The 25,430-nt window shown below is 72.9% G+C and carries 29 protein-coding genes, 1 tRNA gene and 1 pseudogene; 21 read left to right on the plus strand and 10 right to left on the minus strand.

Annotated elements, in window-relative coordinates:
• The first annotated feature begins 164 nt into the window (after positions 1-164).
• Positions 165-1,364: an anhydro-N-acetylmuramic acid kinase gene (locus tag ATJ97_RS17165; RefSeq protein WP_098484778.1), complete on the plus strand. Its 1,200-nt coding sequence runs from the start codon at positions 165-167 to the stop codon at positions 1,362-1,364.
• 270 nt (positions 1,365-1,634) lie between these two features.
• A tRNA-Ala gene (locus ATJ97_RS17170) sits at positions 1,635-1,707 on the plus strand.
• Between the two features lie 87 nt (positions 1,708-1,794).
• Here the strand turns inward: ATJ97_RS17170 and ATJ97_RS17175 are convergent.
• Entirely contained in the window at positions 1,795-1,998 is a 204-nt protein-coding gene (locus ATJ97_RS17175) for a DUF3072 domain-containing protein (RefSeq protein ID WP_098484779.1), read from the minus strand.
• Positions 1,999-2,037: 39 nt separating this feature from the next.
• Between ATJ97_RS17175 and ATJ97_RS17180 the strand changes: the two are divergent.
• The 4 genes and pseudogenes from ATJ97_RS17180 to thiD all read left to right on the plus strand — a co-directional run bounded on the left by ATJ97_RS17180 (position 2,038) and on the right by thiD (position 4,933).
• Positions 2,038-3,106, plus strand: a pseudogene (locus tag ATJ97_RS17180) (SDR family oxidoreductase).
• An 81-nt stretch (positions 3,107-3,187) separates the two neighbouring features.
• Positions 3,188-3,565 carry a VOC family protein gene (locus tag ATJ97_RS17185; RefSeq protein WP_098484780.1) on the plus strand — a complete coding sequence of 126 codons (378 nt, stop codon included), beginning with the start codon at positions 3,188-3,190 and terminating at the stop codon, positions 3,563-3,565.
• Complete coding sequence (locus ATJ97_RS17190; protein WP_098484781.1) at positions 3,565-4,077, plus strand: phosphotransferase-like protein; 513 nt, start codon at positions 3,565-3,567, stop codon at positions 4,075-4,077. Before ATJ97_RS17185 ends, ATJ97_RS17190 begins: the two co-directional genes overlap by 1 nt.
• A gap of 55 nt (positions 4,078-4,132) precedes the next feature.
• Positions 4,133-4,933, plus strand: a complete 801-nt coding sequence (thiD, locus tag ATJ97_RS17195; RefSeq protein ID WP_098484782.1) for a bifunctional hydroxymethylpyrimidine kinase/phosphomethylpyrimidine kinase — start codon at positions 4,133-4,135, stop codon at positions 4,931-4,933.
• On the opposite strand, the gene ATJ97_RS17200 is transcribed toward thiD, so the two are convergent.
• Positions 4,921-5,295 carry a nucleotide pyrophosphohydrolase gene (locus ATJ97_RS17200; RefSeq protein ID WP_098484783.1) on the minus strand — a complete coding sequence of 125 codons (375 nt, stop codon included), beginning with the start codon at positions 5,293-5,295 and terminating at the stop codon, positions 4,921-4,923. The two genes, thiD and ATJ97_RS17200, sit on opposite strands and share 13 nt — an antisense overlap.
• Before the next feature lie 107 nt (positions 5,296-5,402).
• Between ATJ97_RS17200 and ATJ97_RS17205 the strand changes: the two genes are divergently transcribed.
• The 8 genes from ATJ97_RS17205 to ATJ97_RS17240 all read left to right on the plus strand — a co-directional run bounded on the left by ATJ97_RS17205 (position 5,403) and on the right by ATJ97_RS17240 (position 12,519).
• On the plus strand, positions 5,403-5,876 hold the full coding sequence (locus ATJ97_RS17205) for a hypothetical protein (protein WP_098484784.1): 474 nt from the start codon (positions 5,403-5,405) through the stop codon (positions 5,874-5,876).
• On the plus strand, positions 5,873-7,102 hold the full coding sequence (locus tag ATJ97_RS17210; protein WP_098484785.1) for an Nramp family divalent metal transporter: 1,230 nt from the start codon (positions 5,873-5,875) through the stop codon (positions 7,100-7,102). The genes ATJ97_RS17205 and ATJ97_RS17210 overlap by 4 nt, the downstream gene beginning before the upstream one ends.
• On the plus strand, positions 7,099-7,512 hold the full coding sequence (locus ATJ97_RS17215; protein ID WP_098484786.1) for a hypothetical protein: 414 nt from the start codon (positions 7,099-7,101) through the stop codon (positions 7,510-7,512). The genes ATJ97_RS17210 and ATJ97_RS17215 overlap by 4 nt, the downstream gene beginning before the upstream one ends.
• Positions 7,499-7,825 carry a PRC-barrel domain-containing protein gene (locus ATJ97_RS17220; RefSeq protein ID WP_098485572.1) on the plus strand — a complete coding sequence of 109 codons (327 nt, stop codon included), beginning with the start codon at positions 7,499-7,501 and terminating at the stop codon, positions 7,823-7,825. The genes ATJ97_RS17215 and ATJ97_RS17220 overlap by 14 nt, the downstream gene beginning before the upstream one ends.
• Before the next feature lie 91 nt (positions 7,826-7,916).
• On the plus strand, positions 7,917-9,044 hold the full coding sequence (locus tag ATJ97_RS17225; RefSeq protein ID WP_098484787.1) for an alpha/beta hydrolase: 1,128 nt from the start codon (positions 7,917-7,919) through the stop codon (positions 9,042-9,044).
• Positions 9,045-9,186: 142 nt separating this feature from the next.
• On the plus strand, positions 9,187-9,564 hold the full coding sequence (locus tag ATJ97_RS17230; protein WP_098484788.1) for a VOC family protein: 378 nt from the start codon (positions 9,187-9,189) through the stop codon (positions 9,562-9,564).
• A 29-nt stretch (positions 9,565-9,593) separates the two neighbouring features.
• Positions 9,594-10,484, plus strand: coding sequence for a pentapeptide repeat-containing protein (locus ATJ97_RS17235; protein WP_098485573.1), 891 nt, complete (start codon positions 9,594-9,596; stop codon positions 10,482-10,484).
• Between the two features lie 1,051 nt (positions 10,485-11,535).
• On the plus strand, positions 11,536-12,519 hold the full coding sequence (locus tag ATJ97_RS17240) for a hypothetical protein (protein ID WP_143427060.1): 984 nt from the start codon (positions 11,536-11,538) through the stop codon (positions 12,517-12,519).
• 3 nt (positions 12,520-12,522) lie between these two features.
• On the opposite strand, the gene ATJ97_RS17245 is transcribed toward ATJ97_RS17240, so the two are convergent.
• From ATJ97_RS17245 to ATJ97_RS17255, 3 genes are all read right to left on the minus strand, one after another.
• Complete coding sequence (locus ATJ97_RS17245) at positions 12,523-13,617, minus strand: LOG family protein (protein ID WP_098484790.1); 1,095 nt, start codon at positions 13,615-13,617, stop codon at positions 12,523-12,525.
• A 279-nt stretch (positions 13,618-13,896) separates the two neighbouring features.
• Positions 13,897-14,463, minus strand: coding sequence for a dihydrofolate reductase family protein (locus ATJ97_RS17250; RefSeq protein WP_098484791.1), 567 nt, complete (start codon positions 14,461-14,463; stop codon positions 13,897-13,899).
• Positions 14,464-14,496: 33 nt separating this feature from the next.
• On the minus strand, positions 14,497-14,829 hold the full coding sequence (locus ATJ97_RS17255) for a YciI family protein (RefSeq protein ID WP_098485574.1): 333 nt from the start codon (positions 14,827-14,829) through the stop codon (positions 14,497-14,499).
• Between the two features lie 124 nt (positions 14,830-14,953).
• Here ATJ97_RS17255 and ATJ97_RS17260 point away from each other — a divergent pair, with 124 nt between their 5' ends.
• The 3 genes from ATJ97_RS17260 (at position 14,954) to ATJ97_RS20610 (ending at position 18,840) form a co-directional block, all read left to right on the plus strand.
• A complete protein-coding gene (locus tag ATJ97_RS17260; RefSeq protein ID WP_098484792.1) occupies positions 14,954-15,469 on the plus strand; it encodes a winged helix-turn-helix transcriptional regulator in 516 nt (171 codons plus the stop codon).
• A 303-nt stretch (positions 15,470-15,772) separates the two neighbouring features.
• Positions 15,773-15,976 (plus strand): hypothetical protein, encoded by a 204-nt coding sequence (locus tag ATJ97_RS17265; protein WP_098484793.1) that lies wholly within the window; start codon positions 15,773-15,775, stop codon positions 15,974-15,976.
• Positions 15,977-15,981: 5 nt separating this feature from the next.
• The gene (locus ATJ97_RS20610) at positions 15,982-18,840 is read left to right on the plus strand and encodes a helix-turn-helix transcriptional regulator (RefSeq protein ID WP_170037531.1); all 2,859 of its coding nucleotides are present in this window, start codon (positions 15,982-15,984) and stop codon (positions 18,838-18,840) included.
• A 52-nt stretch (positions 18,841-18,892) separates the two neighbouring features.
• Here the strand turns inward: ATJ97_RS20610 and ATJ97_RS17275 are convergent, their stop codons facing one another.
• Positions 18,893-19,450 (minus strand): dihydrofolate reductase family protein, encoded by a 558-nt coding sequence (locus ATJ97_RS17275; RefSeq protein ID WP_098484795.1) that lies wholly within the window; start codon positions 19,448-19,450, stop codon positions 18,893-18,895.
• A 468-nt stretch (positions 19,451-19,918) separates the two neighbouring features.
• Here ATJ97_RS17275 and ATJ97_RS17280 point away from each other — a divergent pair, with 468 nt between their 5' ends.
• A complete protein-coding gene (locus ATJ97_RS17280; protein WP_098484796.1) occupies positions 19,919-20,587 on the plus strand; it encodes a slipin family protein in 669 nt (222 codons plus the stop codon).
• Between the two features lie 63 nt (positions 20,588-20,650).
• On the opposite strand, the gene ATJ97_RS17285 is transcribed toward ATJ97_RS17280, so the two are convergent.
• Positions 20,651-21,667, minus strand: a complete 1,017-nt coding sequence (locus ATJ97_RS17285; protein ID WP_098484797.1) for a DMT family transporter — start codon at positions 21,665-21,667, stop codon at positions 20,651-20,653.
• A 58-nt stretch (positions 21,668-21,725) separates the two neighbouring features.
• Here ATJ97_RS17285 and ATJ97_RS17290 point away from each other — a divergent pair, with 58 nt between their 5' ends.
• Positions 21,726-22,442, plus strand: coding sequence for a hypothetical protein (locus tag ATJ97_RS17290; RefSeq protein WP_143427061.1), 717 nt, complete (start codon positions 21,726-21,728; stop codon positions 22,440-22,442).
• Between the two features lie 146 nt (positions 22,443-22,588).
• Here the strand turns inward: ATJ97_RS17290 and ATJ97_RS17295 are convergent, their stop codons facing one another.
• The gene (locus tag ATJ97_RS17295) at positions 22,589-23,005 is read right to left on the minus strand and encodes a ChaB family protein (RefSeq protein ID WP_098484799.1); all 417 of its coding nucleotides are present in this window, start codon (positions 23,003-23,005) and stop codon (positions 22,589-22,591) included.
• A gap of 160 nt (positions 23,006-23,165) precedes the next feature.
• On the opposite strand from ATJ97_RS17295, the gene ATJ97_RS20710 reads away from it, so the two are divergent.
• Positions 23,166-23,663 (plus strand): DUF1918 domain-containing protein, encoded by a 498-nt coding sequence (locus tag ATJ97_RS20710; RefSeq protein WP_170037534.1) that lies wholly within the window; start codon positions 23,166-23,168, stop codon positions 23,661-23,663.
• Positions 23,664-23,716: 53 nt separating this feature from the next.
• Here the strand turns inward: ATJ97_RS20710 and ATJ97_RS17305 are convergent, their stop codons facing one another.
• Positions 23,717-24,211, minus strand: coding sequence for an SRPBCC family protein (locus tag ATJ97_RS17305; protein WP_425432772.1), 495 nt, complete (start codon positions 24,209-24,211; stop codon positions 23,717-23,719).
• The gene (locus ATJ97_RS17310; RefSeq protein WP_098485576.1) at positions 24,208-24,546 is read right to left on the minus strand and encodes an ArsR/SmtB family transcription factor; all 339 of its coding nucleotides are present in this window, start codon (positions 24,544-24,546) and stop codon (positions 24,208-24,210) included. Before ATJ97_RS17310 ends, ATJ97_RS17305 begins: the two co-directional genes overlap by 4 nt.
• Positions 24,547-24,906: 360 nt before the next feature.
• On the opposite strand from ATJ97_RS17310, the gene ATJ97_RS17315 reads away from it, so the two are divergent.
• Entirely contained in the window at positions 24,907-25,428 is a 522-nt protein-coding gene (locus ATJ97_RS17315; RefSeq protein ID WP_170037537.1) for a CarD family transcriptional regulator, read from the plus strand.
• The last annotated feature ends 2 nt before the right edge of the window (positions 25,429-25,430 follow it).

Consider the following 25,430-nt stretch of genomic DNA (forward strand, 5'->3'; position numbering starts at 1 on the left):
CGGGACGGCGGACGTCGGGCGATCGACGAGCTCGAGGTGACCACGGCTGACAGCGTCGTCGGGATCGCCGCGAGCGGCAGCACAGCACCGGACGAGCCCGCGCAGGCCGAAGCTCTGCTCGAGCGGAGCGGGAGCCGTCTGCGCCCAGTTTTGGAGGTACAGCGATGAAGGTTCTCGGGATGATCTCCGGCACGTCCCACGACGGCATAGACGTCGCCGTCGTGGACTTCTCCCCGGCCGACGGGGACCCGACGGCACTGACCGGCACGGTGTCGCACGTCAGTACGGTGCCCTACGACCCCGGGCTCCGTACCCGCCTGCTGCGTGCCCTGCCACCGCGGGGCACCACACTCGCGGAGGTCTGCGAGCTCGACACCGCGGTGGGCCAGGCGTTCGCAGAGGCCGCCGTCCGCACGGTTGCGACGGCGGGGCCGGTGGACCTCATCTGCTCGCACGGGCAGACCGTCTACCACTGGGTCCAGGCTCAACAGGCCCACGGCACTCTCCAGATCGGGCAGCCTGCGTGGATCGCTGAGGCCACGGGCACGCCGGTCGTGGCGGACGTGCGAGCACGCGACGTAGCCGCCGGTGGGCACGGCGCCCCGCTGGTCTCGTTCATGGACACGCTGCTCCTGACAGGCCGGCCTGGCGTCTGGGCGGCCCTCAACCTCGGCGGGATCTCCAACATGACCGTCGTGGGCGCCCCGGCAGAGCCGGTGGCCTACGACATCGGCCCCGCCAACGCGCTCCTGGACGCCGCCGTCCTGCAGCGTCAGGCGCACCCCACCGGCTTCGACGTCGACGGTGCCATCGCTGCCGCCGGGCGTGTGGACGAGGAGCTGCTCGGCCTGCTGCTCCGCGAGGACTACTACGTCCTTCCGGCACCGAAGAGCACGGGCAAGGAGCTCTTCCACGACCGGTACCTGAGCGACGTGCTGACCCTGCTGGCGCGCGACGTCACCACGCCGGACCTCCTGGCGACGTTGACCGAGCTGACGGCCGTCACGGTGGCCGAGCAGGTACAGGCGCACGCCGTGGATCACGTGATGATCTCGGGAGGCGGCGCCGCGAACCCGACGATGCTGCGCAGGCTGACGGCCCGGCTTCCCGGCGTCGAGCTGATCACGTCCGCCGAGCTCGGTGCGCCGCCTGACGCCAAGGAGGCCATCGCGTTCGCGCTGACCGGCTGGTGCACCGCCCACGGCGTAGCGGCGACGGTCCCCTCGGCGACCGGCGCCAGGGGACCACGCGTTCTCGGCGCCGTGATCCCAGGTGACGGGCCCCTGCGCCTCCCGGAACCGTCGGCGCACGGACCGCGGTCGCTGAGGCTCCGGTCCGGCGAGAGGGGTGGCTCGGGTGGATGACGGTGTCGCGGACTTCGCGGTCGACACGGATCCGGGGCGCCGTGGTCGTCCTCCTGATCAACAGGCTCCACCCCGACCGTCCCCCTGCCAGCACCCGCCCGGTATGGGCGCAGGTCCTGCGCACTGTCGTGGAGGCCGCCGGTCGCCCCTGACCCCGCACGCGCCGGACGCCGGAGCAGCGTGTCGAGGGTCACTCGTCCGCAGGCGTCCGCGGATTGGCCCCGGCAGCGACCGATGCCCTAAAGTAGTCCACGCCCCGCACGGGGCAGCGGGGCTATGGCGCAGTTGGTAGCGCGCTTCCATGGCATGGAAGAGGTCGAGGGTTCGAATCCCTCTAGCTCCACTCTGTGAGAACGAAGTAGGCCCCGAGCGCACTGCTCGGGGCCTTTCTCGTTCGAAGGGCCGGTTCCTGCCGGCGACCGCAGGCAGCTCAGCTGTCGGCGACGCGGCCGCTCTGCCCCTGCAGCTCGTCGATCAGCTTCGACGCCTCGGCCTTGCTCAGCTTCTCAGGGACCTCCCGGCCCGCCTCGCGCGCGAGGGTTCCCAGGTAGCTCATCTGCGCCCCGGTCGCCGGCTCATCTCCGGTGGTCCAGTCCTCGGGGTCCTTGACGGTGTCTCCGGTGCTGTCGCTCATGCACATCACGGTAGGTCCCGGGCGGGACGACCGCGCGTCATGAGGTGCGGCTCCGTGGTCGCCGCGCGTCCGGTACCCGACACCTCTAGCGTCGGTGGCCACGGCAGGACAGGGTCGTCGAGTCAGTGGGAGGTCACCGTGCGGATCGACGGAGCGGTCGTCGTCGTCACCGGTGCGACGAGCGGGATCGGCAGGGCCACCGCTCGACGCCTCGCGAAGGAGGGCGCCGCCGTCGTCCTCGCCGCCCGGCGCCGTGACGCTCTCGAGGAGGTGCTCGAGGAGTGCCGGCACGAGGGGGGCGGAGGCGCTCGCGGTGCCCACCGACGTCGCCGACCCGGCCGCGGTCGCCGAGCTCGCCCGACGCACGGTGGAGGAGTTCGGGCGGATCGACGTCTGGGTGAACAACGCTGCCGTCGGTATCGTCGCGCCCTTCATGGAGACACCGGAGGAGGACTTCCGGCGGCTGCTCGACGTCAACGTCATGGGCGTCGTGCACGGCACCCACGAGGCGCTGGGGCAGATGCTGCGGCAGGGCTCGGGCGTCATCGTCAACGTCTCCTCGCTCCTCGGCGAGATCCCGGTGCCGTACGCGTCGGCGTACTCGATGTCGAAGTCCGCCGTCCGTGCCCTCGGCGTGAGCGTGCGCACCGAGCTGCGCCTCGCCGGTGCGACGGACATCCACCTCTGCTCCGTCCTGCCGCCCAGCATCGACACCCCGTACTACCGGCAGGTGGCCAACTACACCGGCCGGCAGGCGAAACCCATCCCGCCGCTCTACACGGCGGAGCGGACGGCCCGCACGATCGTCTCCGCCGTGCGCCGGCCCCGCGCGGAGGCGGTGGTCGGTCCGACCGGCCGGGTCATGCTGACCCAGCACCGGCTGGTGCCCGGCCTCATGGAACGGGTGATGGGCGCCTACGTGGCGCGCACTCACCTCTCGCGGCGCCGGATCCCGCCGACGACGGGCAACCTCCACGGCGACCCGGGCGTGCCGGCCACGGTGGGAGGTGGCTTCCACGGCCGACGGCGGACGGCCCGGCGGAGGGTGACGACGGCGGCGGTCGTCGCGGCGGGCGTCGCCGGTCTGCTGCGTCATCCGCGGACCTGACGGCGGGACTCCGATGAACGCGTCGGACGCCGACGGACGCCGAGCACGGGGCTGCGGGAGCCGTCGGTAAGGTTCCGGGACATGGCGACGTCAAGTCCTGTCGAGAACCGCATCGGGCAGGTCTTCATCCCTGTCCGCGACATCGCACGCTCCGCACGGTGGTACTCCGCGCTGCTCGGCCTTCCCGAGCTCGAGCTCAGCCACGGAGACACGATCTGCGACCTGCCAACCGTCGGCGAGACGCGTCTCGCTCTCGACGCGAACCGGCCCGACTTCGACACGTCGGGCCCGCCGCGCTTCTTCTTCTGGACCGACGACATGGCGGCGACCGTCACGTTCCTGACGGGCCTCGGCGTCACGCTTGACTCCGCCGTCGAGGACATCGGCAGCGTCATGTTCCTGCAGTTCCGCGACCCCGACGGCAACCCGCTCATGGTGTGCCAGCGCTCCGTCGACTGATGGGCGCCGGCGAGGTCATCGTCCTCAGCGGCACGTCGGCGTCCGGGAAGACCACTCTCGCCGAGGAGCTGCAGCGCCGTGCCCCGGCGCCGTTGCAGTACCTGCCTCTCGACTCGTTCATCGACATGCTGCCGTGCCTCGACGAACCGGTCTTCGAGGCCATGGTGGTGGGGTACCACCACGCGGTGGCCGCGACGGCACGCGCGGGCAACAACGTCGTCACGGACCACTTCCGGCCCGACCTCGACCTGCACCTGTACCGAGGCCTGCGGGTGCTGCTGGTGGGCGTCCACTGCTCGTTGGACGAGCTCCTGCGCCGGGAGGCCGGCCGTCCGGAGCATCGACGCGGGTTCGCCGCGGCGCAGTTCGGACACCTGCACGTCGGCCGGGCGTACGACATCGAGCTGGACACGACCGAGCTCAGCCCAGAGCAGTCCGCCGACGCGGTTCTCGGCTGCCGCCGTCGGGACGCCTCCGACCGGATGCTGACGGCCCAGGGAGCCGCCCGGTAGCACTGGGGGTATTTTGGGTCGTCGTTCTGCTTTTTCCGTCCGAACGGAGCAACGCGTGGTCAAGCTCGCCTACGTCATCGCCGGATCAGAGGCCACCGGAGGCGCCGGCATCCAGGTGGACCTCAAGACGTTCCAGCAGCTCGGCGTGTACGGGGTCGGCACCACCACGTGCATCGTCTCGTTCGACCCGAAGAAGGACTGGGCGCACCGGTTCGTCCCGGTCCCGCCCGACGTCATCTCCGAGCAGATCGAGGCCGCGACCGCGGCGCACGACCTCGACGTCGTCAAGATCGGCATGCTCGGCACGACAGAGACGATCGAGGTCGTCGCGGGCGCGCTGCGCAGCCACCCCTGGCGTCACGTGGTGCTCGACCCGGTCCTCATCTGCAAGGGCCAGGAGCCGGGCGCAGCCCTCGACACCGACAACGCCCTGCGCGAGGCCGTGCTGCCGCACGCCACCGTGGTCACGCCGAACATGTTCGAGGCGAGGACGCTCTCCGGCATGGACGAGATCGAGTCCGTCGAGGACCTGACCGAGGCCGCCCGCCGCATCCACGACCTGGGTCCGCGGTACGTGCTCGCCAAGGGCGGCGTCGAGCTGCCGGGCGAGAACGCGGTCGACGTGCTCTTCGACGGCGAGGAGGCGCACGTCTTCTCCGCGCCGAAGGTCGGCGAGGAGCGCGTCTCGGGGGCCGGCTGCACCCTGGCCGCCGCCGTGACCGCGGAGCTCGCCAAGGGAGCCGACGTGCACGACGCCGTCGCCGTGGCGAAGGACATGGTCACCGCCGGCATCCGCGCCCGCGTCTCGGCCAACACCCCGTTCGACACGGTGTGGCAGGGCGCCTACGAGGGCTGAGCGTCACGCGTCCCGAGCTCGGTGTACTTGGCGTTCGACCCCCGCGAGAGCTCCGGCGGGTACTTCGCGGCGTTCTTGGTGATCTTGGCGTGCACGGCCTCGTCCAGGTCGATGCCGACGGCGTCCGCGACGCTCACCAGGTAGGTGAACACGTCGGCGAGCTCGTCCGAGAGCGCCTCCCGCCCCTCGGCGGTGCGGGCGAGGGCGCGGACCTCGTCGTCCGTGCGCCACTGGACCAGCTCGGCCAGCTCCCCAACCTCCCCGACGAGGGCGAGCACGAGGTTGCGAGGGGTGTGGAACTGCGCCCAGTCCCGCTCGTCGGTGAAGTCGCGGAGCCGGGTGAGCACGTCGGAGATGTCCATGCCACTGGTCTACCGCACCCAGGCGTGACGCCGGTGCACGGGCCCCGGGACCGGCCCGGCCACCGAACGCCGCGCCACCGCCGCCGAGAAGGTTCACACTGAGCCACATGGGCCAGGCCTGGTCTGTGCGACGTCACCGGGGTCGTGCGGCCGCGGCCGCGCTCGTCCTGACGGCCGCGCTCGCCGGCTGCACGCAACCCGGTGGCGTGACCGGCCATCTCTCCGGCGCAGCCGCCCAGGCGTCCTCGGCCGCGGCCTCCGCCGCGCTGGCGCTCGAGCTGTACCTCGACGGCGAGAGCACGGCGACCGTCGCGGACATCACCCTGACCGACATGGTCGACTCGGCCGGCCAGGCGGGAGCGAGCGCGTCCGCGCAGGTGGTCGCCACGAACCACGAACGACAGCTGCGCGCCGACGTCTCCGCGGCGATCGGGAAGGTCACCGACGAGATCGTGGCGTCCCGAGCCCTCGTCGCCGGCGCCGCCCCGCGCGCCGGCGGCGACAAGCTGGTGGCGGACCTGCGCCGTCGGGCCGACGAGCTCGGCACCACGGCCACCGAGCTCGAGGCGGCGGCCAGGTGAAACGGCTCTTCGCCGTCGCCCTCGGCATCCTCACCGCGATCGGCGGCTTCCTCGACATCGGTGACCTCGTCACCAACGCGCTCGTGGGCTCGCGCTTCGGGCTGTCGCTGGTGTGGGTGGTGGTGATCGGCGTCGCCGGCATCTGCGTGTTCGCCGAGATGTCCGGGCGGGTGGCAGCGGTCAGCGGCCGGGCGACCTTCGAGATCATCCGCGAGCGGCTGGGCCCCCGGCTGGCGGTGGCGAACCTCGGCGGCTCCTTCCTCATCAACCTCCTCACGCTCACCGCCGAGGTCGGCGGCGTCGCTCTGGCGCTCCAGCTCGCCAGCGACGTGCACCCCCGGCTGTGGATCCCGGTGGCCGCCCTCGCCGTCTGGCTCGTGGTCTGGCGGGTGCGGTTCGGGACGCTCGAGAATGTCACCGGCCTGGTCGGGCTGACGCTCATCGTCTTCGCCGTCGCCCTCTTCCTGCTCGGTCCCGACTGGTCCCAGCTGGCCCAGGACGCGCTGCGGCCCTCAGTGCCCGCGAACGAGCAGCCGCTGACCTACTGGTACTACGCGATCGCCCTGTTCGGCGCCGCCATGACCCCGTACGAGGTCTTCTTCTTCTCCTCCGGGGCGGTCGAGGAGGGGTGGAGCGTGCGCGACCTCGGGCAGGAACGCCTCAACGTCCTCGTCGGCTTCCCCCTCGGCGGTCTGCTGTCGATCGCGATCGCCGGGTGCGCGACCGTGGTGCTGCTGCCCGCCGGGATCGAGGTGACCACCCTGGCGCAGGTGGTCACGCCGGTCGCGGTCGCCGCGGGGAAGCTGGGGCTCGCCGTCGTCATCGTCGGCGTCGTCGCCGCCACCTTCGGCGCCGCCCTGGAGACCTCGTTGTCCTCCGGGTACACGCTCGCCCAGTTCTTCGGCTGGTCGTGGGGCAAGTTCCGACGGCCGGCGCAGGCGGCCCGGTTCCACCTCGTCGTCATCATCTCCCTGGTGATCGCCGTCGGCGTGCTCATGACAGGCGTCGACCCGGTCAAGGTGACGGAGTACTCGGTGGTGTTCTCCGCCGTCGCGCTGCCGCTGACGTACCTCCCCATCCTCGTGATCGCCAACGACCCGCAGTACATGGGCGAGCACGTCAACGGGAAGGCGCAGAACGCCGCCGGGCTGGTGTACCTGGTCATCATCCTCGTGGCGTCCCTCGCCGCGATCCCGCTCATGCTGCTGACGGGGGCCGGGGCATGACCGGGCGACGGCGGACCGAACGCCTCCCGCAGCCGCCCCGGCCGGCCGGCCGGGTCCTCGACGCCCGCCTGCACCTGCTGGACCGGCAGATGCTCGACACCGACGGCGTGCCCGTCGCCACCGTGGACGACATCGAGCTGGCCGGCGCCGAGGTGGGGGAGCCCGTCGACCGCGACCACCCGCCCACCGTCACCGCGCTGCTGAGCGGGTCCGTCCTGCTCACCCGCATCTTCGGGGGGCGGCCGCCCCACGACCGGTGGGTCCGCACCCCGTGGTCCGCCGTCGGCGAGATCGGCATCGTCATCTCGCTTGCCGTCCGGGGCGAGCACCTCGACGCGACCTGGCCCGAGCGATGGCTGCGCGATCACGTCATCGCGCGCATCCCCGGAGGGCGCCATGCTCCTGACTGACCTCATCGGGCTGCCGGTGACGGCGGACGGCCGACGCGTCGGGTACGTCAACGACGTCCGACTCGTCCTCGACGGCCCGCCGGACGGGCATCTCGCGAAGCCGCGTCTCCACGGGCTCGTGGTGAGCCCCGGGCGGCGGGGGTCCTTCCTCGGCTACGAACGAGTCGACGTCGACCGCCCCCGCCTGATCAACTCCTTCCTGGCCCGCCGTCACGCCGGGAGCGTGCTGGTGCTGTGGCCGGACGTCTCGGCGGTGGACCCCGACGGCGTCCGCCTCTTGACCGGCTACCAGGCCTACGACCCGCGGCTGTGAACGGCACCGGCGCGCTCGTTCTGGTTGTGCCGCCAGCGGTCCCCGTGCATCCTGGCAGAGGGCCGGGGGCACGCTCGAGAGGGTGACCGGCATGGTGGCCGCGCAGACGGACGAGGCGGGCCGGTCCGCGCGTGTGCAGGGCCTGCGCAGGCACGACCTGGGCCGACCACCCGGGCGGCGCGCGGAGCTCGCGGTCGTGACGGTCGCCGTGGGCGTGCTGGTGGTCGGGTTCGGGCTCGGGATCGGTGTGCCACGGCTGGGTTCCTTCACGCTCACCGCCTTCGTGGCCTTCGCCGTCGCCGGTCTCGGGCTGGCGCTCCTGGCCGGCGCCACGGCGCGGCTGTTCCGGCTCACCCGGGGGTGGTGGCGCGTGCTGGTCGTGCCGGGCACGGTCGTCGCGGCGCTGCTGGGTGTCTACGTGCTCGCCGTCCCCGTGGCCGCGGCCGTGCCGCCGCACAACGCGCTCGGGGTGGAGGCCCCGCCCGCGGGCGCGGAGCACGTCAGCTTCCCGACGGCGGACGGCGAGCTGCTCGCAGGCTGGTACGTCCCGTCGCGGAACGGGGCTGCCGTCGTGCTCCTGCACGGCTCGGGCGCGACGCGCGCCTCCGTCGTCGACCACGCCGACGTGCTCGCGGCGGAGGGGTACGGCGTGCTGGCGTTCGACGCCCGCGGGCACGGCGAGAGCACCGGGCGGGGGATGCGGTGGGGCTGGTTCGGCGACACGGACGTCGCCGCGGCGGTGGCCTACCTCGAGGCTCGTCCCGACGTCGACGCCGGACGCATCGCCGCGGTCGGGCTGTCGATGGGCGGGGAGGAGGCGCTCGGTGCCGCACGCGCGGGGCTGCGTGCCGTCGTCGCGGAGGGGGTGACCGGCCGCAGTGCCGACGACCTCGGCTGGCTCACCGCGTACGGGTGGCGCGGCCGCGTCCAGCTGCTCCTCGACCGGGCGCAGACGGCCGTCGCCGATCTCCTCAGCACCGCCGACCGGCCGACGCCGCTGCGCGAGGCCGTGGCCGGGACGCCGTCGCGGCCGGTGCTGCTGATCGTCGCCGGGGACGTGCCGGACGAGACCCTGGCAGCGCGCGAGCTCAGTGCCGGCCTCAGGCACGTCTCGGTCTGGACGGTCGACGGCGGTGACCACACCGGCGGGCTGCGCACCGATCCGGACCGGTGGACCCGCGAGGTGATCGGGTTCCTCGACGCCGCCACCCGCGACTGACGCACCCGGGGCCACCGGCGAGCGCGAGGACCGGCGAGCGCTGGACCGGTGAACGCGCCACCGGCGAGAGACCCGAGCACGGTGCCACGCACACGGGCAAGAATGGGGTCACGATCGACGTGGCACCCGCCGGAGGTACCCCATGACCCAGACCCCCAGGCTCACGCTCGCGGGCGTCGTTCTCGGCGCGCCGGACCCGCGGGCGCTCGCGGAGTTCTACCGGCGCCTGCTCGCGTGGGACCTCGTCACGGACGAACCGGGCTGGGTCCAGCTGGCCCCACCCGACGGTGCGAGGCCCGCACTGTCGTTCCAGGAGGAGCCGAACCACGTGCGGCCGACCTGGCCCGCCGGCCCGGGCGACCAGCAGATGATGATCCACCTCGACATCCGGGTCGACGACCTCGAGGCCGCCGGCGCGCACGCCGTCGAGGCCGGGGCGGAGCTCGCCGAGCACCAGCCGCAGGACGACGTGCGCGTGTATCTCGATCCGGCCGGGCACCCGTTCTGCCTGTTCCTGTGAGCACGGCCGACGGCGGGACCTGGCTCGGCATGCCGGGCCGGCCCGGGAACCGGCAGCTCCGCGCGGACTGCGCGAGCTGCTTCGCCCTGTGCTGCGTCGCGCTGCCGCTGACCGCGTCGGCCGACTTCGCCCTCGACAAGCCGCCTGGGCAGCCGTGCGTCCACCTGCGCGGCGACGACCGGTGCGGCATCCACGCGCGGCTGCGCCAGGAGGGCTTCCGCGGGTGCACGGTCTACGACTGCTTCGGTGCCGGGCAGCGCGTGTCCCAGGAGACCTTCGGCGGGCGCAGCTGGCGCGGCGACCCGGACACCGCGCGGGTGATGTTCGCGATCTTCCCGGTCGTCCGCCACCTCCACGAGAAGCTGCACCACCTGGCCGAGGCGGCCGACCGGGCGCCGACCGGACCGCTGCGGGCCGAGGCCGTGGAGCTCTTCGGGCTCATCGACGCCCTCGCCGGGTCCGAGCCCGAGGCCCTGGCGGTGCTCGACGTCGACACGCACCGGGCCGTCGTGGGGGAGCTCCTGACGCGGGTGAGCGCGGCGGTCCGGGCGGGAGGTGGACGTCCCCTGCGTCGTGCCGACCTCGTGGGGGCGAGGCTGCGCGGGGCCGACCTGCGTCAGGCCGATCTGCGCGGTGCGCACCTCATCGCCGCGGACCTGGTGGGCGCCGACCTCCGCGGCGCCGACCTCCTGGGCGCGGACCTGCGCGACGCAGACCTCGCCGGCGCCGACCTGACCGGTGCCCTCTTCCTCACCCAGCCCCAGCTCGACGCCGCGCGTGGCGACGACGCCACCAGGCTCCCGTCGTCGTCGCTCGTCCGGCCGGGGCACTGGGTGACCGGACCGGCGGGTGCCGGAGAGACGCCCGGGCGCGCCGGCGGGGCGCGCCGAGGGAGCCGGCGGTCTCGACCCGGCGCCTGATCCCGAGCAGCATGGCGCGCTGCATCACCGTGTCGCCCGCGCGCAGCACGACCATCAGGCGCACGACCCAGCCGGGGCGGTAGCACACCCGGGTCCGCACGAGCAGGCGCACGGAGTCTCCGTCCGGGACGAGGACGAAGGCCCAGCTGCAGTCGAAGTAGCTGCGGGGCCGGCGGGGAAGGAACCGGACCTCCCGGCCGTCGATCGTCCGCGAGCTGTACAGCACGAGATGGCGCGCGGGCTCGACGTCGCGCACCCACCACGAGCCGATCTGCTCCGAGCAGTTCGGCCCGTCGAGCAGGACCTGCCCGACCTCGAGCTGCTGGTGGTCGGGGAGCACGCGTTCGGCCGCAGACCGGCGGCCCCGGTGCCCGGCGGGGTCCTTCCACCAGGGGAAGTCGCTGTACCAGCCGCCGCGGCCGTACCCCATCTGGGCGAGCCACGGCCAGACCTGCTGCGGGGTGGCCCGGATCGTCTCCGCGCGGGTGGCGGACCAGTTCGGCGCCGGGACGAGGTCGTCGCCGGGGAGCTCCCGGGACTGCTCGTCCGGGGTCGCGCCGGAGCGCCGCCACTCCGGGTGCGTGACCGCGTAGACCGTCTCCACGGCGTACTCGCCGAGCACCACGGCGCCGTCCCGGACGCGGCCGAACGTACGGCTGGCTCTCGACCTCGGACTGGCGCTCAGCTGACTGGCGGTCATCACGCACCTCGCTCGCCCCGGGTCAGACGGACGTGTCGCTGCTGACCACGGTACGTCCGCAGCGATAGCCCCCGCGGCTCGTTCGCGTCACCGCCGCCGGACGCCCTCGACCGGACCCGCCCTCGGCCGGACCCGCCCCGGACCCGCCCTCGGCCGGACGCGCCCCCGCCGGACCCGCCCCCGCCGCACGCGTCGTCGCCGATGTCGAGGCGGGCGCGAGGCGGGACCAACGTCTCTGGACGCGGCGCCGAAGGTCGGCAGACGCTGGGGACGGACGCCGGCCCACGAGCCGGCGCGCGGCGTGGTCGCCGCGACGGCCGCACCGACCGCCCTGCGAACGGGAGCGCTGCCATGACTCTCCACCGCCCACCGGACGTCCCCGTCTCGGTGCCACGTCCGTCCCGCGCCGCTCCGGTGCACCCGCGCACGCCGGGCGTCGTCGTCGGCCTCGTCCTGCTTGTCGCCGTGCTCGGTGCGGTCGCGGCCGGCGCGGGCCTGCTGCGGGGGCCGGAGACCTTCACCGTCGAGACGATGCGCGGCGGGGAGGCCGTGCTCTACGGGCAGGGCGTGTACCGGTACGAGACGCTGTTCGTCGGCGCGCTCAACCGGGGCACCGACATCGTCACCCTCGTCCTGGGGATCCCGCTCCTGCTGGTCAGCACCTGGTGGGCCCGCAGAGGTTCTGTACGAGGAGCGCTTCTGCTGCCGGGCGCGCTGGGGTGGTTCCTCTACGTCTACGCCACCATGGCGGTCCGTGCCGCGTTCAACCCGCTCTTCGTCGTCTACGTCGCGCTCTTCGCAGCCGCTCTGTACGCGTTCATCGTGACGCTGGTCAGCGCCTGGCGGCTGCCCGTGCGGGTCCGGTCCGGGCGTGCGCTGCCACGTCGGGGCGCAGGTGTGCTTCTCCTTGTCAGCGGGCTGGCCATGCCGGTGATCTGGCTCGGCCCGGTCGTGGGCGCCCAGCTCGCCGGCGCGGTGCCGGAGCGGCTGGAGACCTACACGACGGCGGTCACCGAGGCGCTCGACACCGCGGTGATCGCGCCCGCGGTCCTTCTCGCGGCCGTGTGGATCTGGCGCCGCGAGACCCGGGGCTACGTGCTCGCCGTCCCGCTGCTGACGCTCGAGACGATGCTGGCGCCGATGATCGCCGCACAGACGGCGAGCCAGCTCTCCGCCGGCGTCCGGCTGACACCGCCCGAGGTGGTCGGCCCGCTCGGCGGGTTCGTGGTGCTCTCGCTCGCGGCGGGCCTGGTGCTCGCGCGTCTGCTGGCCGCCGTCGACGAGACGCGGCCGCGCCCCGAGGCCGCGCCGGACGGGTTGGCCGCCGGAGGCTGACGCTCAGGGAGCGGTCAGCAGGGCGGGCACCTCGGAGACGTCGTCGACGAGGTGGATGTGGTCGACCATGTGCCGCTCCCGCGCGAGCGACTCCAGCAGGGGCCACACCGGCAGCGTGCGCGTCCAGTGCTCCCGGCCCACGAGCACCATGGGCGCCACCGAGGAGGCGTCCGCGTAGTAGTTCTCGCACGCGTCCTGGAAAACCTCCTGCACCGTGCCGGCCGCGCCGGGCAGGAACACGATCCCGGCCGAGGCCACGTGCAGGAGCACCGCCTCACGGATCGCGTTGCGGAAGTACTTCGCGATCACCGTCGCGAAGGCGTTGGGCGGCTCGTGGCCGTAGTGCCACGTGGGGATGCCGAGGGAGCGGGCGCCCTCGGGCCAGCGTTCCCGCACGTCGAGCGCCGCGCGGGCCCACGCCTGGACGGACGGCACGAAGGACGGGACGGCCGCGACCATGGCGAGCGCGGCGTCGAGGTCGGCGGGGGACCGGTGGGCGAGGTACGCGCCGAGGTTCGCCGCTTCCATCGCGCCGGGGCCGCCGCCCGTGCCGACGACGAGCCCCTCCCGGGTCAGCTCCCTCGCGAGCCGCGCGGCGTCCGCGTAGGGCGCGGTGCCCCGCGCGACGGCGTGCCCGCCCATGACGCCGACGATCCGGCTGCCCCGGACCACCTCGACGAGGGCGTCGTCGACCGCGTGGTCGTGCAGGGCCTGGGCGAGCGTCCTGACGAGCGTGCGGCCCTGCCGGGACCAGGCGTAGACGCGGGCGTCGAGGGTCTGGTCGTAGGAGCCGTCGAGCCCGGCGTACAGCTCCTCGGCGGTGTAGAGGGACCCGCGGTAGGCGTCGAACGGGATGTCGGGCACCACCGGAAACACGAGGGCGCCACGGGCGCGCAGGCTCTGCTCGTCAGCCGGTTCGAGCGCACAGCCGAGGAGGAGCGCACCGGTGACGTCGAGCCGGCGCAGGACGTCGCCGCGTCCGCGCAGATCCACCCCCTGCAGGTGCCACCCGGTGATGCTGCCCGCGCCGTGCGCGACCCGGCCGTCGAACTCCTCGAGGCTCTCCACCTCGACCGTGCTCCCGCGCTCTTCCTTCACCCGGCTGAACCTACCGGCGCGGGGGTACTCCGGCTTTTGGTGCACGTGCCTCCGGCTCTCCTGAGTGAGGCTCTTTGGCGGCGATCGGAGCAGCGCCGGGCGGCACCGAGGCCCTGCGAGCGACCGAGGCGGCCCCGCGACCATCTGCACGTGGTTCAGCGCGACACTGCGTTGTCCACACCTTCGACCGAGGCGGAGCCGCCTACATCTGTCTTGCCGGCGCGATCGTACGAGGTGGCGTCGCCAGGACGGTCACCCTCAAGGATGAAGATGTGACAGTCAGCGCGGGCGTTTCGGGCGGTAGGTCCGCCCGAAGCTGCGGGGACTGTCCTCGTAGATCTGGTCGAGCTCCCAGTCGATCCGTTGCCCGCCGGGGACGTCGAAGATGCGCGTGCCGTCGCCGAGGAAGACCGGGGCGACGAAGACCTGCAGCTCGTCGATGAGGTCGTGCTCGAGCGCTTGGCGGGCGATGTCGGCGCTGATGATCTGCACGTCCTTGTCGCCGGCAATCTCCTGGGCGCGACGGATGGCCTCGACGATGTCGCAATTCAGCGCGACGATGCTCGGATCGTCGGCGATCTCATCCGGCCGGTGGGTCAGGATGAACTCGGTGCCGGTCCAGGCACCGCCGTATGCCTTGGACGTTGTCTCGTCGCGTTCGTCCTGCTGCGTTCTCGCCGCGTCGTAGCCGGCCCGGCCGGAGATGATCACCGCGACGTCTCCCGCCATCTGTCTCACGGTGCCCTCGGCCAGCGGTTCGGCGGCGGACATCCAGCTCATGTCGTGGCCCGGTCCGGCGATGAAGCCGTCGATCGAGCATGTGAATCCCCAGGCGACCTTGCCCACGTCTCCTCCTCGCCTTTGGCCTTGACCCGCGCCCTACGGCGACTCCTGCAAGGGCCAGACCTCGACGACACCGCGCGCGACCGCGCAGGGCGTCCTCGACACGAGTTGGATGGCCCGCTCCAGCGTCGCGGCCTCGATGATGGCGAACCCGGCCACCGGGAGGGGGGAGGACATGAAGGGCCCGCTCGTCACGGTGGTCCCCGCATCGTCATGGTTCTGCACCTGTACGGGCGTGCCAGCAACGCCCATGTGGACTCCCGTGGCGCGCAGGTGCGCGTCATGCGTGTGCGCCGCAGCGCGTACCGCCGCGTCGGTGCGGTTGTAGCCGTCCTGGTCGCCGTATCCGATGGTCACGAACTTGGGCACCGTCAGTACCTCCCTGGTCCACGGGCTGCTCCGTTGCATCGACGCCCGGTTGCAGTCTGCAATCGGTTTTCGACCGTAGCGTAAACTGCTTGCAGTCTGCAACCGTCGGAAGTGGGAGATTCGAGTGACCGTCGCGCCCCGATCGGGATGCCCGATCAACCTGTCCCTGGAGGTCTTCGGCGACAGGTGGAGCCTGTTGATTCTTCGCGACATGATCTTCGGTGGGCGGCGGCACTTCCGTGAGCTGCTCAACGGCTCGCAGGAACGGATCGCCTCGAACATCTTGGCCAGTCGGCTGAGAAAACTGGTCGAAGCCGGCATGCTCACCAAACGCCCTGATCCCGGGCACAAGCAGCGATCCATATACAGCCTGACCGAGGCGTCCATTCAGTTGGTGCCGGTGATGGCGGCGTTGGGTGGCTGGGGACGTCGGTGGCTGCCCGTCACCGCGGACCTTGCAGTCCGGGCGAAGCTGCTTGAGGAAGGCGGCCCGGAGCTGCAGGAGCGATTCATGGCCGAGCTGCGTGAAGAACACCTCGATATCCCCGCCGGCCCGCTCACCAACGGCGTGACCGTGCGCGAGCGCCTACGTGCGGCTTACCTGGCGGAGATGGACCGGAATCGGGAGTTGTCGGGATGATATGAACCGTTGGCTCCCATCTACGAACAAGGGGATGAGGCCAGCGGTCCTGCACAGGCCACCCCGCAGGTCTGCGTCGTCTACGAATCCTTCGGTTTCGTGCACGTTCCTGCGTTCGGCGCCTGCTGCAACCTGCGCCGGACGCAGGAACCTGCACCGAACCGCGCGGGAGGCCCGGACGCAGGGACGGGCTGCGTCGTCCCTCCGTCTGAGGTAGCCCGGGTACCTCAGACGGAGAGGTCGTGCCGAAGAACTGGTCATCCGACCGATGTTCCGCCGCCGGGACCGGAGCAGGCTCGAGTCATGAGCATCCACGACGCCACCACCCACCACTTCCTTCACGCCGCCCGCGAGCACGAGCTTGCGGAGCGTGCCGCCGAGGCGCGGCTGCGCGAGGCGCTGGGAGCCCGCGCCCGCAGCTGGCGCGGGAGCCGGGCCCGTGTGGCCCGGGCCTACCGCTGGATCACTATTGCCTCGACCCGGCGGGGGCTGCCCGTGGCACGATGAGCGCCGTGACTTCACTGGCGCCCCTCGTCGTCGGCCGCGCCGGTCCGCTCGACCAGCTCCGCAGCGCGTGGGACGCCGCCCGTGAGGAGGGCGCCCGCACCGTCCTCGTGGCCGGTGAGGCCGGCATGGGCAAGACCACGCTGGTCACCCGGTTCGCCGAGCTGCTCGCCGACGAGGCGGACGTCGTCTCGGGTCAGTGCGTCGCCTTCGCCGGGGACGGGATGCCGTACGCCGCCGTCGTCCAGATCCTCCGGACGCTCGTGGAACGGCACGGCCAGGACGTCGTCCTCGAGTGGGCGGGAGCGGGATGGGCGTCGCTCGGTGCCGTCGTGCCGGGGCTGGCGGCTCCGACGTCGGGGTCGGACGTGGAACGGCTCCGGCTCTACGAGGCGATCGCCCGCGTCCTGGAGGGCGCGGCCCGGCAGCGTCCGCTCCTCGTGGTGGTGGAGGACCTGCACTGGGGGGACCCCTCCACCTGGCACCTGCTGCGCTTCCTCGCCGCCGCTCTCGGCGACGCGCCCCTGCTGGTGCTCGCCACCTACCGCGACGACGAGCTGCCCGGCCGCCACCCGCTGCGTCCGGTGCTGGCTGAGCTGCTCCGCCAGCGCGGCACCACGCGCCTCGACCTCGGCCCGCTGGACCCCGACTCCGTCGCCGACCTCGTCACCGCGCTCGCACCGGGCGTCTCGGACGCCACCAGGGCCGCCATCGTGCGCCGCAGCGAGGGCGTGCCGTACTTCGTCGACGAGCTCGCCCGCGCCGCCGCCGGCGGCATCAGCATGCCGGGCACCCTGCGCGACGCCCTCCTCGCCCGGGTGCGGTCCGTGCGGGAGGAGACGCACCAGGTGCTGCGCGCCGTCTCGGCGGCCGGGCTGGAGGTGGAGCACGAGCTCCTCGCCGAGGTGGTCGACCTGCCCGCCGGCCAGCTCGACGCCGCCCTGCGGGAGGCGGTGGACGCCGTCGTCCTCGTGCCGTCCGGGACGGGGTACCGGTTCCGTCACGCGCTGCTGTCCCAGGTGCTCCACGACGACCTGCTGCCGGGGGAGCACGCCCGGCTGCACAGCCGTTTCGCCGACGTCCTCGCCCGCCGCCCGGACCTCTCCGTCGCGCACAGCCACGACCTCATCCACCACCTCTTCGCCGCGCACCGCCTCGACGAGGGCTTCCGGGCCGCGCTCACCCGGGCGGCCGAGCGCACGCCCGCCCACCACGAGGCCCTCGCCCTGTACGAGCAGGCGCTGGACGTGTGGGACCGCGTCAGCGAGCCGGAGTCGGTCGCCGGCAGCCGCGACCACGTGCTGCAGGAGGCCGCGGGCGCGGCGATCCGCGCCGGTGAGGCCGAGCGGGCCCTCGCCCTGGTGGAGGCCTCGCTGCGGGAGGCCCCGCGCGGTCTGGACCCGGAGGTGCGCGCGCACCGGCTCGGCCTGAAGGCCCGCGCGATGGGCAACCTCATGCGAGACGGCAGCGTCGAGGTGCTGCGGGAGGCGGTCGCCCTCACGTCGCCGGAGCGTCCCACCGCCGTCCGGGCCATGGTCCTGGAGCTGCTGAGCACGTTCCTCATGCTCACCGGGCAGCACCAGGAGGGCCTCGAGGTCGCCGACGAGGCCATCGCCGCGGCCGACGCCGTCGGCGAGACCGCCTACCGGGGCAGCGCCCGCAACTCGCGCGCCATGGCCCTGTGCGCCATGGGTGAGGAGGAGCTCGGCATGGCGGAGATGGAGGCAGCCCGGGCCGACTCCGAGACGCGCCCCCGCACCACGGTGCGGTTCTGGATCAACTGGTCCAACCAGCTCAACCTCGCGGGGCGCTTCCGCGAGGCGCGGGACGCGGCGCTCGCCGGCGTGGAACGCACCCGGGCCGAGGGACTGGAACGCTCCGGCGGGATCATGCTCGTCGGCAACGCCGCGGAGCCGATGATCGCCCTCGGGCAGCTCGACGACGCCGACCGGATGGTCCGCCGGGCGCTGGAGCAGTCGCCGCCGCCGAACTACGTCGTGCACCTGCGAACGCTGCAGGCCTGGACGTCGCTGTGGCGCGACCGCCCGCACGAGGTCGAGCAGGTGCTGGTGGACTACTGCGAGGTGCTCGCCGGCCGCGGGCAGCCGCAGTTCGTCCACGAGCTCGCCGTCATCGACGCCTGGCGCCACCTGCTGGCGCCGCAACCGGACGCCGCGGCCGCCTGGCGTCGTGCCCAGCAGGTGCTCGCCGCACCCCGCGGCGCCGCCCCCGCCCGTCTGTGGCAGCTCGCCTTCCTCGCCGCGGCCGCGCTGCGCGCCAGGACGGACGACGCCGGAGCTGACCTTGCCGCCGAGCGGAGCCTTCTCGCGGGACAGGTCGACGCCCTGCCGAGCTGCCTGGTCCGTCCCATGTGGGAGCCGCTCGTGGTGGCGGAGCTGGCCGACGACGTCGCCAGCTGGCGGGCGGCGCTCGAGGCTTCGGCGGTCGTGGGCGGGCACGCGGCCCTGGAGCCCTGGGCCGGTATTGGTCTGGGCCGGTCGCTGGTGGCGGCCGGGAGGCGGGCGGACGCGGAGCCGGTGCTGGTGCGGGCGGGGGACCGGGCTCGTGAGGTCGGGATGCCGGTGCTCACCCGGGTCGCCGACGACGTGCGCCGTCGTGCCGGCATCGCCGGGCCCCGGCGCCGCACGGCAGCGCCCACGGAGCTGACCGACCGGGAGCGGGAGGTGCTCGCCCTGGTGGCCGAGGGGCGCACCAACGGCGAGATCGCCTCCGCCCTGTTCATCAGCACCAAGACGGCGAGCGTCCACGTCTCCAACATCCTCGCCAAGCTCGGCGTGAGCGGACGCGGCGAGGCGGCCGCCCTGGCCCACACGCGGCCGGAGCTGCTGGGCGTGCGCGACGCCTGAGCCGGGCCCCGGTGGGGCTTGCTCAGGCTGCTTCCTACCCCGATGTGCCTACTCAGGCGTCGAGGCGGTAGGTGAGCAGCACGTTCCCGTTGCCGAACTCCCGGACCGCGGTGCGGTGCAGACCCACGGGCCCGGCGGTGCCCGCGAAGACGGAGCGGCCCGAGCCGAGCACCACCGGGTTGACGATGACGCGCAGCTCGTCGATGACGCCGGTGGGGAGCAGGTCGCCCACCAGCGTCGAGCTGCCGAAGATCGCGATGTCCTTTCCCGGTCGGTCCTTGACCGCTGCGAGATGCCCGGCGACGTCGTCGGCCACGAACGTCGTCGGGCCCCACGGGTGGGAGGTGAGCGTGCGGGAGGCGACGATCTTGGGCAGGTCGTTCATGAACGCGGCGACCACCGGGTCCTCCGCGTACGCCTCCTCGGTGGGCCAGTAGGCGGCCATCATCTCGAAGGTGCGCCGGCCCATGACGATCGTGTCGATGACGTCTCCCTGGCCGCGGGAGTACCGCTCGAACTCCTCGTCGGTGCGGAACCAGTCGAGGCTGCCGTCGGTGGCGGCGTGGTGGCCGTCCAGGCTCGTCAGCAGGAAGGCGTAGATCTGGCGCATCGTCGCGCTCCTCTCGTCCGACCGTCACGTCGTCCGACCGTCACTCGGCAGACCGTCACGTTACCGCCGCGGCCGAGCTGCGAGCCGCGGATTAATCCGTGGCCCGCCCGGTGCGCGCCGTGCCATGCTTCCGCTCCCGGCGAGCGAGCAGCCGGCCCGGCGTGCCGGGTCCCGGTCCTGCGCGTGTGCCCGCCGGGGTCGTCTGCCTGCGGAGCAGATCTGGCACGGTGCTGACACACCTGGGGTTCAACTCCCCGTCAGGGCGTCGCCCGCCGGGTTCCGCGGTCGGGCGCCTGCGGTCCGGAGCTGTCCGAACGAAGCTCCCGACCCCGCGCCCGGCCGTGCCGGCCGGCGGCGTCCGCCGTGCCGTGTCGACCGTGGCCGACGGCGGTGCCCGGGCCGGTGCCCGGGCCACCCGTTGCAGGAGAGAGCTGTTGCAGGACCGAGCTGGAGGAGGAGGGAAAGGACATGTCGCTGTTCACCATCACGGTGCCGGCGCGCCAGTGCGCGCTCAGGTACCGCCACGGACGCCTCGACGTCGTGCTCGGGAGCGGCCGGCACCCGCGCGTCTGGGGCGCCCGGCACGTCCTGGTCGACCTCCGTGACCAGCTCCTGGCGCTCGCGCCGCAGGAGATCCCCACGGCCGACGGCGTCGCGGTCAAGGTCAGCGCGGTCGTGCGCTGGGCGGTGTCCGACGCCGTGGCGTTCGTCGAGCGTGCGGCGGACCCCGTCGGGCACACCTATCTCTCCGCGCAGGTCGCGCTGCGGGAGGCGCTCGGCGGGCTCACGGTGGAGGAGGTCGTCCAGCGGCGTGCGGCCCTGCCGGGGACCGACCTGACCGCCGCGGCCGACGCCGGAGCCCGGGCCGTCGGGATCACCGTGGCCGAGGTCGTGGTCAAGGACGTCATCCTGCCGGCCGAGCTGCGTGCCGCCGCGGCCGACCTCGCCACCGCACGCCAGCGGGGTCAGGCCGTCCTCGAGCAGGCACGTGCGGAGACGGCGGCCCTGCGGTCGATGGCCAACGGCGCCAAGCTGCTCGACGCGCACCCCGCGCTCGCCCAGCTTCGCCTCGTGCAGTGCGCGCCGCCCGGGACGCAGGTGGTCGTGCAGGTGGGCGGCCCCGGCGCTCCCCGCTGAGGACCGGTCGCCCGGCGCCCGCCGAACGGCAGGCACGCGCGACCGAGGCGCCCGGCCCGGGACCTACCGGGCCGGGCGCCGCGTCCGACGGGCGCCGGTCCGGGGCGCAGGCGTCTCCGCAATCTCGTCACCGGTCCCGGGCGCCGGGGCACGCCCGGGCGAGGGTGGACGGCGGAGCAGCCGCAGGTGCCCCTGCCCGACGAGGATCCCGAGGATGACGATCGCGGCGCCGACCGGCTGGTTCACGGTGAGCCGCTCGTCGAGGACGAGCACGCCGAGGAGCACGCCCACCACGGGGGTCAGGTAGGTGACCGTGGACGCCAGCGTGGCGCCCCACGCCCGCACGATCTCCGTGTTCCACGCGTAGGCGACGCCCGTGCTCAACGCGCCGAGGGCGAGGACGGAGCCGACCACGGCCGGGCTGAGGTTCACCGGCCCGCGGGCCACGAACGGGGCGAGGACGAGCATGACGGCGGCGGCCAGCCCCACCTGCGTCGCCGCCACGGTGACGCCGTCGTAGTGGTGGCCGGTGAGGAAGCGGCGCATGTACACGAAGCCCGTGCCGTAGCAGGTGGTCGCCCCGAGGGCGGCCAGCTGGGCGGTGTAGTAGTGCTCGCCGGCGGACGCCGTCGTCAGCTGCCACGGCGCCGCGATGACGACGACCCCGGCCGCCGCCAGCACGAGCGCGGCCGAGCGCACGGCCGTGAGCCGTTCGGTCGGCAGCGCGACGAGGGAGATGAGCAGCGTCATGATCGGCGTCGTCGCGTTGTAGATGCTCGACAGCCCGGATGGGATGTACTGACCCGCCCACGCGAAGAGGAGGAACGGCACGACGCAGATGAGGAGCCCCAGGACGAACAGGTGACCGAGCACGCGGCGCTCGCGCGGCCAGGGGCGGCGCGTGAGCGTCATGATCGTCGCGAGCGTGAGCGCCCCGACGACGAGCCGGCCGAGCACCACCTGCGCGGGGGAGAGACCCTCCAGCCCCACCCGGATGAACAGGAAGCTCGCGCCCCACATGGTGGCGAGCGCGAGGAACTTGGGCAGCGTGCGCGCGGGGGTGGGCGCGGCCTGCGTCATGTGGCCTCCTGTCGGTCCGGCACATCGTGCGCGCACCCGAGCGGTAGTGTCCACCTGCATGAGCGCCGTGACCCCGGGCGTGCCGGCGCCGGCCTCCGGAAGCGATCCCCTCGCCGTCGGCGAGCTGCTCGTGCCGCCGTCGAGCCGCACGGCCCTCGCGGTGCGGCTGCTCCTCGCCGTCGGCCTCCTCGTCAGCCTGCTCCAGAGCCTGACGGAGCCGGTCGAGCGACCACTGGGCGACCTTCTTCACGGGCTCCAGGAGGGCGAGGTCAGGACGGTCACGATGGCGCGCCCCGAGCCGGGTGCGGAGGCTCACGGCACGTGGGAGGTGCGCTGGACCGGGGGCGGGCTGCCGGGCCGGGCGAGCTATGAGGTCGCCGCCGAGGACGGTTTCCACGTGGTCGACGAGGGTCAGCTCATCCTGGACGCGGCGAAGCATTCGCCGACGCCGGTGGACGTCACCGTCCGCTACAACTTCCTGGACCCCGGCACGACCTGGCACGTCGGAGCCTTCGTCGGTCTGGCGGCGCTGCTGTGGCTGATCGGCGGGCCACAGCCCCGTCTGGCCACGAAGTGGGCCTGGTTCTGGATCGCGTGCAACGCCCCGCTGCTCTGGCTGGCGTTCGTGGTGCTGGAGCCTGTGCCGCTGTGGAACAACCGCCCGCTGCCTCAGCCGCCGCGCCGCCTCACGGGCGGGTGGGCGTTCCTGCTGAGCGTCACCGCCGTGCCGTTCGTGGGCGGGGTGCTCATGTCCGCGATCGACTGGCTGTTCTGACGCCGTTCGTCCCTCGGATGCGGCTCGTGCTCTCGGCGTTCCCCGCGTCCGGCGTCGCCGAGACCTTCGGCGAGGCGCCCGTGCACGTGGAGATCGAGCAGTGACCACGCCCGAGCGTTGCGCCTTGCCGACGGCGAAGGCTCCGGTCAGCGGTTCTTGCGCGTCTCGCGCTCGTTGGCCTTCTGGATCGCCTTGACGAGCTCGTCCTTGCTCATGTTCGACCGGCCCGGCACGTCGAGGCGCTTGGCGACGTCGTACAGGTGCGACTTGGACGCGTTGGCGTCGACTCCGCCCGCCGTCTCGCCGGCCGACCCGCGGGTCCCCTCGGCCTTCTTGTCCGACGGGCCCTTGTCGTCCTTGGCCTCCCAGTGGTCGCCGACCTTCTCGTAGGAGTGCTTGAGCGCCGAGTACGCGGTCCGGTTGGCGCGCTCGCCCTCGCCGTAGGACTCGGCGGCCGAGTCGTGCGCCTTGGCAAAAGTGCGCTGCGCCTTCGCCGGTGACTTCTTGAGCGTGCTGGGCAGCTCGCTCTTCTTGGCGGAGCCGTCCTTGTTCGTCTTGGGCATGGCGATCGTCCCCTTCCGTCGCAGGCCCCGGCCCGTGCCGGGCCTCTGCAACCCCAGCGTGGCCCCGGTCGTGGACGCTCGCATCCGCAAGGCCCTTCCGCTCCGCGGTGGGGGGGAGGGACAGTGGAGTCACGGGTAGGCACGCACGAAGGAGCGCGTCATGAGGGCTCGACGAGGAGACCGCATCGTCCTGGCCGGGGAGCAGGTGGGCCATCCGGTCCGGGACGGGGAGATCATCGAGGTGCGCGGCGAGCAGGGTGCACCGCCGTACGTCGTCCGGTGGAGCGACGGGCACGAGGCCACGTTCTTCCCCGGCCCCGGTGCGGTCGTGCGCACACGCGGCGAGACGGAGGCACAGCCGGATGTACCGGCGCCGACGGCGGCGCAGCCCGTGCACGAGTGGAGCATCCGGGTGTCGCTCTATGAGCACCAGGACGACACGACGGCGCAGGCCGTCCTGGTCAGCGGACCGGCGGAGCAGACCGACGCCAGCGGGAGCGCGCACCGCAGCGCCCGGGACCCGGCGTCGCCGCGCATCGGTGACGAGATCGCCGTGGCCCGGGCCCTGCGGCACCTCTCGGACAAGCTGTTCGAGCGCGCCCGGCAGGACGTCGAGAACGCCACCGGCGAGCACGACGTCGACATCCGGGCGAGCTGAGAGTCGCTGTCGGCCGTGCGGCCCGGCCACGACCGGGCCGCACGGCCGAGCCGTCAGGCGGAGCGCTCGCGGAGCAGCTCCTCGAGCCGCTCGTACCCTTCGCCCATGCCCTGCTCCATCCCTGAGGACACCATGCCGTCGCGGGCCTCCATGCTCGGGTAGACGGCGTGGCCGGAGAGCCTGCAGCGCCCGTCGCCGAGGTCGGTGAAGGTGAGGAACTCGATGCTGACGACGTCCGGGTAGCCGCCGAACTCGAACGTCTGGATGGCGAACTCGTTCTCCCGCACCGTGTGGAAGACGCCGGAGAACTCGTACGGAACACCGTCGGGCCCGGTGTGGATGTAGCGGTACGTGCCGCCGGTGCGGAAGTCGTAGTGGTCCATCTCCATCTTCAGGCCGCGCGGCCCCAGCCACCGGGCCACCAGGTCCGGGTCCGCGTGGGCGCGGAAGACGTCCGCGACGGGGAAGTCGAACTCCCGCTCGAAGTCGATGAAGGGGAGTCCCTCGGGGGCGGAGACGTGCAGGTCGTTGCGCAGTGCCTTATTCATCGCTGGCTCCTGGACCGGTTCTCTGGCGTTGCTGTGCGCTTGCTGCTGTGACGTTCCTCCAGCACGGCGTCGAGGGAGCGGTACTGCGACTCCTTGACCAACCGGTAGCGGTCGATCCAGGCGGTCAGCGCTTCGAGCCGGGCAGGGTTGAGGTGCACGGGCCGGCGCTGGGCGTCACGGCTGCGCGTGACGAGCCCGGCGTGCTCGAGCACCTGGATGTGCCTCGAGATCGCCTGCTTGGTGATCTCGAAGGGCTCCGCGAGCTCGTTGACCGTGGCAGGTCCACGGCTGAGCCGGGCGATGATCCGACGGCGGGCGGGGTCGGCCAGGGCCATGAACGCCCGGTCGAGGTTCGCCTCGTCGTCGGAGTCTGTCACGGTAGTCAACGTCCTCGTTGTTCAACTGATGTGTTGAATAAGCATGGTCGGCGTGGAGCGCTGCTGTCAAGAGGTGTGGGCGACCAACGTCACACCCCAGCCACCAGGTGCTGATCTGGGAAAATGGACCGTGCCGGCTCGCGGTGGTCGGGCGCTCCCATCCGTGTGGGGCGTCTGCCGCCGTGCTCCCGCCGTGCGCCCGGTGCGTCGGCCGTCGCGGTCGAGGTATGTGGTGGCGGGACGGTGGCTCGGTCGTGGAGCGTCAGCTCCCGGCCTCGTCAATCGAGTGCGGCGACCGCGCGCAAGAAGGTCGTGAGCATGCAGTTCTCCGAAGGTCAGATCGTCGTCCACCCTCACCACGGACCGTGCACGGTGGCAGGGGTGACGAACCGGACGGTCAGGGGCGTCGACACCAGCTACCTCGACCTGGCGGTGCACGCCAAGGAGATGAGCATCTGCGTCCCGCTGCACAACGTCGCGGAGGTCGGGCTGCGGCCGGTCCTCGACGGCGTGGGGTTGAACGAGCTGCTCGATCTCCTCCGGGCGCCCACCGGCGAGGAGGAGGCCGGCTGGTCGCGCCGGTTCAAGAACAACGTGGAGCAGTTGCGTACCGGCGACCTGCTCTCGACGGCGAAGGTCGTCCGGGACCTCACCCGTCGCCAGGCCGACAAGGGGGTCTCCTGGGGCGAGAAGGACCTGCTGCGCCATGCCCGGCAGCCGGTGGTCACCGAGCTCGCGCTGGCCCTCTCCCTGACCGAGGAGGAGGCGGGGCAGGCGCTGGACGAGGTCATCCTGCACGGGATGGTCGCGCGCCTCGGCACCTTCGCCGTGGCGGGCTGAAC

Source organism: Georgenia soli, from assembly GCF_002563695.1.
GTDB classification, from domain to species: Bacteria; Actinomycetota; Actinomycetes; order Actinomycetales; family Actinomycetaceae; genus Georgenia; species Georgenia soli.

Bases quoted from the DNA above. Each gene is read 5' to 3' on its own strand.
- ATJ97_RS17305 (WP_425432772.1), bottom strand. From the start codon at position 24,211: ATGAATAAGGCACTGCGCAACGACCTGCACGTCTCCGCCCCCGAGGGA.
- ATJ97_RS17215 (WP_098484786.1), top strand. From the start codon at position 7,099: ATGACCGGGCGACGGCGGACCGAACGCCTCCCGCAGCCGCCCCGGCCG.
- ATJ97_RS17240 (WP_143427060.1), top strand. From the start codon at position 11,536: ATGACTCTCCACCGCCCACCGGACGTCCCCGTCTCGGTGCCACGTCCG.
- ATJ97_RS17275 (WP_098484795.1), bottom strand. From the start codon at position 19,450: ATGCGCCAGATCTACGCCTTCCTGCTGACGAGCCTGGACGGCCACCAC.
- ATJ97_RS17175 (WP_098484779.1), bottom strand. From the start codon at position 1,998: ATGAGCGACAGCACCGGAGACACCGTCAAGGACCCCGAGGACTGGACC.
- ATJ97_RS17165 (WP_098484778.1), top strand. From the start codon at position 165: ATGAAGGTTCTCGGGATGATCTCCGGCACGTCCCACGACGGCATAGAC.
- ATJ97_RS17230 (WP_098484788.1), top strand. From the start codon at position 9,187: ATGACCCAGACCCCCAGGCTCACGCTCGCGGGCGTCGTTCTCGGCGCG.
- ATJ97_RS17315 (WP_170037537.1), top strand. From the start codon at position 24,907: ATGCAGTTCTCCGAAGGTCAGATCGTCGTCCACCCTCACCACGGACCG.
- ATJ97_RS17265 (WP_098484793.1), top strand. From the start codon at position 15,773: ATGAGCATCCACGACGCCACCACCCACCACTTCCTTCACGCCGCCCGC.
- ATJ97_RS17185 (WP_098484780.1), top strand. From the start codon at position 3,188: ATGGCGACGTCAAGTCCTGTCGAGAACCGCATCGGGCAGGTCTTCATC.
- ATJ97_RS17285 (WP_098484797.1), bottom strand. From the start codon at position 21,667: ATGACGCAGGCCGCGCCCACCCCCGCGCGCACGCTGCCCAAGTTCCTC.
- ATJ97_RS17220 (WP_098485572.1), top strand. From the start codon at position 7,499: ATGCTCCTGACTGACCTCATCGGGCTGCCGGTGACGGCGGACGGCCGA.
- ATJ97_RS20710 (WP_170037534.1), top strand. From the start codon at position 23,166: ATGAGGGCTCGACGAGGAGACCGCATCGTCCTGGCCGGGGAGCAGGTG.
- ATJ97_RS17295 (WP_098484799.1), bottom strand. From the start codon at position 23,005: ATGCCCAAGACGAACAAGGACGGCTCCGCCAAGAAGAGCGAGCTGCCC.
- ATJ97_RS17290 (WP_143427061.1), top strand. From the start codon at position 21,726: ATGAGCGCCGTGACCCCGGGCGTGCCGGCGCCGGCCTCCGGAAGCGAT.
- ATJ97_RS17310 (WP_098485576.1), bottom strand. From the start codon at position 24,546: ATGGCCCTGGCCGACCCCGCCCGCCGTCGGATCATCGCCCGGCTCAGC.
- ATJ97_RS17235 (WP_098485573.1), top strand. From the start codon at position 9,594: ATGCCGGGCCGGCCCGGGAACCGGCAGCTCCGCGCGGACTGCGCGAGC.
- ATJ97_RS17205 (WP_098484784.1), top strand. From the start codon at position 5,403: ATGGGCCAGGCCTGGTCTGTGCGACGTCACCGGGGTCGTGCGGCCGCG.
- ATJ97_RS17190 (WP_098484781.1), top strand. From the start codon at position 3,565: ATGGGCGCCGGCGAGGTCATCGTCCTCAGCGGCACGTCGGCGTCCGGG.
- ATJ97_RS17225 (WP_098484787.1), top strand. From the start codon at position 7,917: ATGGTGGCCGCGCAGACGGACGAGGCGGGCCGGTCCGCGCGTGTGCAG.
- ATJ97_RS17280 (WP_098484796.1), top strand. From the start codon at position 19,919: ATGTCGCTGTTCACCATCACGGTGCCGGCGCGCCAGTGCGCGCTCAGG.
- ATJ97_RS17200 (WP_098484783.1), bottom strand. From the start codon at position 5,295: ATGGACATCTCCGACGTGCTCACCCGGCTCCGCGACTTCACCGACGAG.